The organism is Mycobacterium hubeiense (assembly GCF_002838065.1).
GTDB classification, from domain to species: Bacteria; Actinomycetota; Actinomycetes; order Mycobacteriales; family Mycobacteriaceae; genus Mycobacterium; species Mycobacterium hubeiense.
In genome coordinates this window covers 1-6,543 of the sequence record NZ_PIZU01000080.1, presented here as the reverse complement: position 1 = coordinate 6,543, position 6,543 = coordinate 1, and the positions used below count along the sequence as shown (strand labels likewise).

General features: G+C 66.2%; 5 protein-coding genes. 1 reads left to right on the top strand and 4 read right to left on the bottom strand.

The window, feature by feature from the left end; translation table 11 throughout:
• Window positions 1-1,089: 1,089 nt before the first annotated feature.
• Complete coding sequence (locus tag CWS39_RS27750) at window positions 1,090-1,707, top strand: FHA domain-containing protein (RefSeq protein WP_102146046.1); 618 nt, start codon at window positions 1,090-1,092, stop codon at window positions 1,705-1,707.
• A 202-nt stretch (window positions 1,708-1,909) separates the two neighbouring features.
• Here CWS39_RS27750 and CWS39_RS27745 read toward each other — a convergent pair whose 3' ends face one another.
• The 4 genes from CWS39_RS27745 to CWS39_RS27730 all read right to left on the bottom strand — a co-directional run bounded on the left by CWS39_RS27745 (window position 1,910) and on the right by CWS39_RS27730 (window position 6,057).
• Window positions 1,910-3,754, bottom strand: a complete 1,845-nt coding sequence (locus CWS39_RS27745) for a serine/threonine-protein kinase (protein WP_102146045.1) — start codon at window positions 3,752-3,754, stop codon at window positions 1,910-1,912.
• Entirely contained in the window at window positions 3,751-4,572 is an 822-nt protein-coding gene (locus CWS39_RS27740; RefSeq protein ID WP_102146044.1) for a hypothetical protein, read from the bottom strand. Before CWS39_RS27740 ends, CWS39_RS27745 begins: the two co-directional genes overlap by 4 nt.
• Window positions 4,562-4,885, bottom strand: coding sequence for a hypothetical protein (locus CWS39_RS28765; RefSeq protein ID WP_142386966.1), 324 nt, complete (start codon window positions 4,883-4,885; stop codon window positions 4,562-4,564). Before CWS39_RS28765 ends, CWS39_RS27740 begins: the two co-directional genes overlap by 11 nt.
• 791 nt (window positions 4,886-5,676) lie before the next feature.
• The gene (locus CWS39_RS27730) at window positions 5,677-6,057 is read right to left on the bottom strand and encodes a hypothetical protein (RefSeq protein WP_102146043.1); all 381 of its coding nucleotides are present in this window, start codon (window positions 6,055-6,057) and stop codon (window positions 5,677-5,679) included.
• Between the last annotated feature and the right edge of the window lie 486 nt (window positions 6,058-6,543).

Below are 6,543 nucleotides of genomic sequence, written 5' to 3'. Positions count from 1 at the left end.
CCAAGAAAGGAAGTGCGCACAAAACCCGGGACGGTTCATTCCGTGCGCGGATGGCGCTTGAGTGAACCCGAAGCCGCACACGGCTCAGTAGACGACGGCATGAGGGCCTTCGCTGAACTGAACCGGGCACCATACGGTGACATTCCATTCGGTTCCGGTCTGGACGCCGGGAAACCATAGATCGTGGGTTCCCCTCGCTTGCAGCGCGAACGGGAAATTAACCACTGGCATCGGCGTGGGTATGCCCGGTTGTGGGACAGGAACCTCACTATAAGTGCACAAAGCCTCGGGGATGCTACAGCTCGGGTAAGTCGGGTTTTGACGTGATATGCACTGTGACGCCCAGGCATGACCTCGGCACGCGAATCGAAACTCACGTTCTCGCAGGCACTCTCGCACCCATTTCGCCGCTAAACGTCAGTTACGCGGCCAGGATGTGACTCCTCCGCGAGAACAACCTGCCAATGGCGAAGCCTCTCCCCCGTCGGGGTGAACCGGACCACACCCCGAGGCGATCCGAATCCCGGCCGAGCGATGGCGTGCGACCCGTGCCGCGTCGAAGGTTGGGGTGAACCCGCAGAACGCAAACCACAGCGAAAACCCAAGGAGTTCACCAATATTTCAGACACTCGCTCGTTCCGTTGGCATCGCCATCGTCGCCTCCAGCACGATTCTCGGCGCGTCCGGAATCGCGGCCGCCCAACCGCACGAGGATGACGGGGTCGGCGCACCGCCCGCGTGGGAACACACATTATTGAACGGCGCGTCCCCGCCGATGTAGCGGTCGAGTTTGACCTCGATTCCGCGCCGGCGCCGTCCGCAGCGACCACGTCCGCGCAAGACAGCTTCCTATCGCCCGGGCCACCACCCGCCCCCGACGGCGACATCGTGGGGCCACTCCGCGAGTACAACGTGCTAATGGCCAGTGATCCTGTCCGAGCCGGATAACTTTTCGCGCCCGGGTCCGCGCCCACACAGGGCGCTAATCATGGGCATTGGATCCTGATGACCCGAACGGCGCGCGCACCATTTCGGCATTGGGAGGTCTCGCCGAGGGCTGTTTCCTAGACTAGGAATCGTGAGGCAAGCATGAGCCTCGGGCCCGGCCCTGTTCTACAGTTCGCAGACGAGCAGGGTCACATCCATGAGCACCAACTCGACACCGCCGAGCGGGTCAGCATCGGGCGGTCGCCGGACGCCACCATTCCGCTGCTGACCGACGGCAGCGTCTCGCGGCTGCACGCGATCGTCGAATGGGTGGATACCCACTGGACGGTCGTCGACGACGGGTTGTCGCGCAACGGCACCTTCGTTAATGGCGAGCGGATCACCGGCAGGCGCCCACTGCACTCCGGCGACAAGATAAGAATCGGCGAAGCCGTGCTGACCTTCCGCGACGCCACCCGCCCCGCTGGAAAGACGACCAGCGTCGCGGGCGAGATTCCCACCCGGAGCTCGCTCACCGACGCGCAGCTACGGGTGCTCATCGCTCTCTGCAGGCCATACAAGGGCGGCGCCACGTATGCCACCCCTACCACGAACCAGCAAATCGCCGACGAACTGTATCTCAGCACCGAAACTGTGAAAACACACCTCCGCGCGCTGTTTACGAAGTTCGGGTTGGACGAGAATCCGCATCCCAACAAGCGAGCACGGCTGGTCGAACGGGCGATGCTCAGCGGCGTGGTCACCGACCGCGATCTGTGAGGCTCCCCGGATCAAGCCCACACAGTGATGACCTCGTCGGTTGAGCGGCCTCGACGCAGTTGTTCGAGAATAGTTCGGGGTCAACACCTTTCAGGAACGTCGCAAGTGTCTTGGCGGGAGCACCATTTCGCCGACGAGCACGCCATTTCTACGAGCACGTATTACACGTACGAGTCGACCGGGCACTTCTCGGCACGGTGCGTCATCGCCGCGCCCGCTCCCAGGCTCGTCGACTGCGCCGGTAGCGGTACTTCCGGCCGATCCGCATCGCACCGATGGTGGCCGCGATGCCGGCGGCGGCCGCCGCCGCCGCACATCCGATGACGGTGGCCATCGTCGGCTCGCGGCCCAGCAGAATCCATACCGCGGCGACTACGGCGACGGCCAGTGCGGCCGCGCTGAGCGGCAGGCCGAAACTGCCTGAGAACCGGCTGCGGCCACGCCGCAGCACGCGGATGTACGACTCGACGTAGGCCGCCGCGAACAGGGTCAACACCACGGTGGCGACTGCCACCGCGGTGGTCAGCCCCGGCTGAGTGGTTCGTATTCCGAACCGGTATGTGGCGGTTGGGGTTTCGCCACTGAGCACGCGCAGCTCCGCCGTCACGTTCCCCGCCAGCACGTATGGGTTGACCGGCGACGGCACCTCGGCGGTGAGCCCCGGCGCCCCGGGGATGAACGGAGCCTGGTGGCGGCCCAGCGACGTGCCGAGGACGTCGAGCGCCAATGCCGCCGTGTCGCCTGGCACGCCGGTGACCGTCACCGGGATCGGCTTCGTCATGTCGACCTCGACGCGGTCGACCGTCGTGGGATCGAGGCCGGCGACGGTGACGGTGCCCGGCTGCAGGTCGCCTCCCCTCGGCGGCGAGCCCAGCCCGACCAATGCGAGCGCGATCGCTATCAGCCCGAGCACCGCGGCTATGACGAAAGGCACACGCGGTGAACGGAACTTGACGACCTTCTGGACCGGCGCCACATCGTTGCGGCCCACGTCGGCCAGTTCGACCCGTGGGCGCGGCATCGGCTGCGCGGGCCTGACCCGCCTTGTTGGCGCAGTGTGCAACCCCGGAGGAACCGCACGCATCGTGGTGGTTTGTCGTGGCGTCCCGGTCGTTTTCGATGGGTGACTGGTTCCGGTCGCGGCCGCCACGATCGTGTCGGCGCCGATGACGGGAATGCCCACCGGGGCAAGCCAATTCGCGCCCCAGCAGTCGGCCGCGGGCTCGGCCAGGGCAACGCCGAAGGATTCCGCGGTGCCGAAGCGCTCGGTGGGGTCCGTTGCGAGGCCCCGCATGACCACCTCGGCGATGGGCTCCGGGACCGCCGGCGCGGCCTCGGTCAGCGGCGTCGGCTGCTCGAAGGCGTGCATGAATAGCGTGGCCATGCTGTCCTCGCCGGGCGGGAAGGGCAGCACGCCGGACAGCAGCTGGTACAGCATGGTCGCCAAGGCGTAGACATCGGTGGCAGGCGAAAGCTGTTGTCCGCGAGCCTGTTCCGGTGCGATGTAGGACGGCGTACCGACGACCTCACCGGCACGCGTGACCAGGGTGTCGTCGCCGCCGACGATCTTGGCGATGCCGAAGTCGGTGAGCTTGACTGTGCCGCCGCGGGCGAACATCAGATTCGACGGCTTGACATCGCGGTGCAGCACCCCGTGCCGGTGTGCAGCCTCCAGGCCGGCGGCGCAGGCCAACGCGACCGCCATCGCCGACGTGGCGTCGAAACCGTCGTTGGCAAACCGATCCGCCACGGTTCCGCCGGGCAGGTACTCCATCACCAGCAAGCAAAGGTCGCCCTGCTCGATGTAGTCATAGACCGGAACGACGTGCGGGTGGTCTATGGCGGCCATCAGTTGCGCCTCTGTGACGAACCGGCGCCGGACCGCAGCGTCATCGGCGAACTGCGGTGGGATCTGTTTGATGGCCACCGGTCGTTGTAAGCGGAGATGCATTCCCGAAAGCACTACACCGCAACCGCCCTTGCCGATCTGCTGGCCGACGTCGTAACCGGGCAACGCCGCTCGTATCCGCTCCTCGTTCGATGTCATCGGCCGAACTCGTCGGTCGGCGCCTGCATGGTGTCGGCGTCCAAGTCCTCGTCCTCGTCCAATTCTTCGTCCTCCTCCTCCTCGCCCTGGGGTGTGGGCGAGAAGTACCCGAGCGTGAAGAACACCGCGGCAGTCAGTCCGGCCAGCACCAGCCATAGCCCGGTGCTGGGAACCCATAGCCGCGCGACCGACGCGGAGAAGGCCACCACTAGCCCGATCCCGACTCCGGGCGCCAGCAACCGCAGCCCGCGCTGCCAGCGGTTTTCCGAAAGTCTGTGTTTGGCGACTGCGAGGGCGGCGTCGAGTAGCGCCAACGCGGTGAGCACCACCAGGGCAATACCGAACAAGCCGTAGACCGATATCAGCGAACCACGCACGTCGGTCACCGTCGGGATCGAGGCGACGGTGTCTCCCGCGGCATCGGCGACCGACAGCTCACCCCCGATGAGACCGGTGGCCTGACCCTCCAGGCCGAAGAGGTCCAGCCGGTAGCGGAGGGTGTCGGTGGCTCCGGGTTCCACGGTGAGCTGCACCGCGGTGGCGTAGTTGAAGAAGGTCAATCCGACAACGCGTCCGGAGAGTTCGACCCGCCGCACCTCGACAGCCTCGGTTCCGTTATTGGCCACCTCGACGGCCACCTCCACCGATTCGCCCGGCTGGAGCCGCAGCGGATCGGCCGCGCTCGCCGCACCCACGTCTTGGCCGTTGACGGTCGCCGACATGGTGACGGTGGCGGGCTGAGCGGCCACGGTCGCGGTGCCGACGAACGCGCACACGAGCAGCGCGATGAGGGTGGCGGCGATCGACTTACTCCCCATGATTCCTCCGGGCGGGTAGATGCGACGCGAGACGGTGGCCGTAGAACCAGACGCCGATCAACAGGAAGAACAGGATCACCGTCAGCGTCGATGTGCCGCTGCCGACGTAGCTGACCAGGACGATGTCCAGCGGCGCGCTCAGCGTGCGACCGCATTCGGCCGTGACTTGATGGCGGCCCAGCTCGACAGATCCAGTGCGCAGCGGCGTTTCGAAGCCGCCGCGCGGGCCAGCCACCGTCTGCCCGACCGGGGTCTCGCCGATAGACAAGCTGACCGGGGCCTCGGGCACGCAGCCCCGACCCGTCGCCGTCACGTCGCCACCCGGCCCGATCGTCGAGTCGCTGAGTTCAAGCGCGGCAGGGGTGGGAGCAGGCGGCGCNCTGGCGGAATCACCGGCGGCGGCGGTGGCGGAATCACCGGCGGCGGCGGTGGCGGAATCACCGGCGGCGGTGGCGGAATCACCGGCGGCGGCGGCGGATCCGCAATCGTCGGCGGCGGAGGCGGCACCGGATCCACAATCACCGGCGGCGGAGACGGCGGAATCACCGGCGGCGGCGGAGGTGGTGGCGGCAGCGTCAGCGGCGGCACTCGCGTCGGTGGCGTCGTCGTCGGCTCAGGCGCGCGAATCTGAGGATCGGGCACCCGCGTGGGGTCCGTGGGATACCGGCACTCGACGCTGGTGCTCCCCGGGGGGCACCGCGGCGGCTCGGCTGAAGCTGGGGCCGGGAAGCCGATCAGTGCGGTGGCCGTGAGAATGACCCCCGCCGGCGCCAGCAAACGCTTCACCCGCGCTCCGACCAGCGATCCCCGGCCCAGGGGAAACGCGCCGACACGGCGCGCATCTCGGATAGCGGGAGTACGCATTGGCGGTAGCCTCCGATGTAGATCCTAACTGGCTAGCGCAATCTAGACGTGCAGACGAATGCGCCTGAAGTGGTCGGTGGTGAGCGCACTTCCGACCGCGGCAGGGGTCTTGTCACGTGTTATGTGTAGTTGATTGCGCTCGTTGGTGTTTGACGGTTGGTTGATGTGTTCTGGTAGGCGTCTTGGGGTAGGCGATCGCCACGGCCTTCACCGCCTACTTCGACGCAGGGCAAGACGTGCTCAGTAGACGACCCAGTCGTATTGCACACCACCGATTGGGCAGTCCACCGTGATGTCCCATGTCGCGCCCGTCTGGAAGCTCAGGAACGGTATCGACTGGCTACCACCTTGCGGCAAGAAGAACGGAACATTGGTGACCGGCAGGGGCTTTCCGATCGGATTGCCTTGGGGTCTGGCGGTGTACGTGCAAAGGCCGCCGGGCGGGTTGGGCGCCAGCGAATAGACGACGACCGTGACGCCGTCCGGGTTGGGAGTCGCGGTAACGTCGATGTCTGCCTGCGCCGGTCCCGCGCCGAGAAACAGCGTTGCCACTGCCACAAGAGAGGCGGCGGCTACACCGGGTGCGGCGGTGACTGACTTCTTCCGCTTGGTGTCGCTCATGATGTCCTCACTTCGGTTTGTTGGGCGGTTTGCCCCGTGTCGGGCTCACACACAATGTTCGTGGCAGCGCACACGAGGGTCCATCGCCCTTACGGGGGTTTCGGATCGCCCTCGGGTGTGGCTGAGTTCACCCCTGTGGGGGCGGTCGGATAGCGAATCGGCACGCTGGCCCCCAGTACCTCTCGGCAGCTGCGAGCTGTCGCAGCCTCGGCACGTGCAAGCTTATTACGACTTTCTTGGCACCGTTCGCTGTTCAGCAAACTAAGCGCGTGGAAGTTCTTGTAGTTAAACTGCCCACGGACCGTGGATTCCGTTCTTCTGCAAAGGAGAACGGAACAGGATGGATCGACACACCAGGGCCGTTGAGTATGGCGTTCGGGCTATCAACGGTCACGTATTTCCCCAGGTTCGAGTCCCATTAGGCGGTCGCCGCTCGTGCGATCGGCGAGCGGGCGTGTCTCATTGACTGTGTAAGTGGTTGGGCCT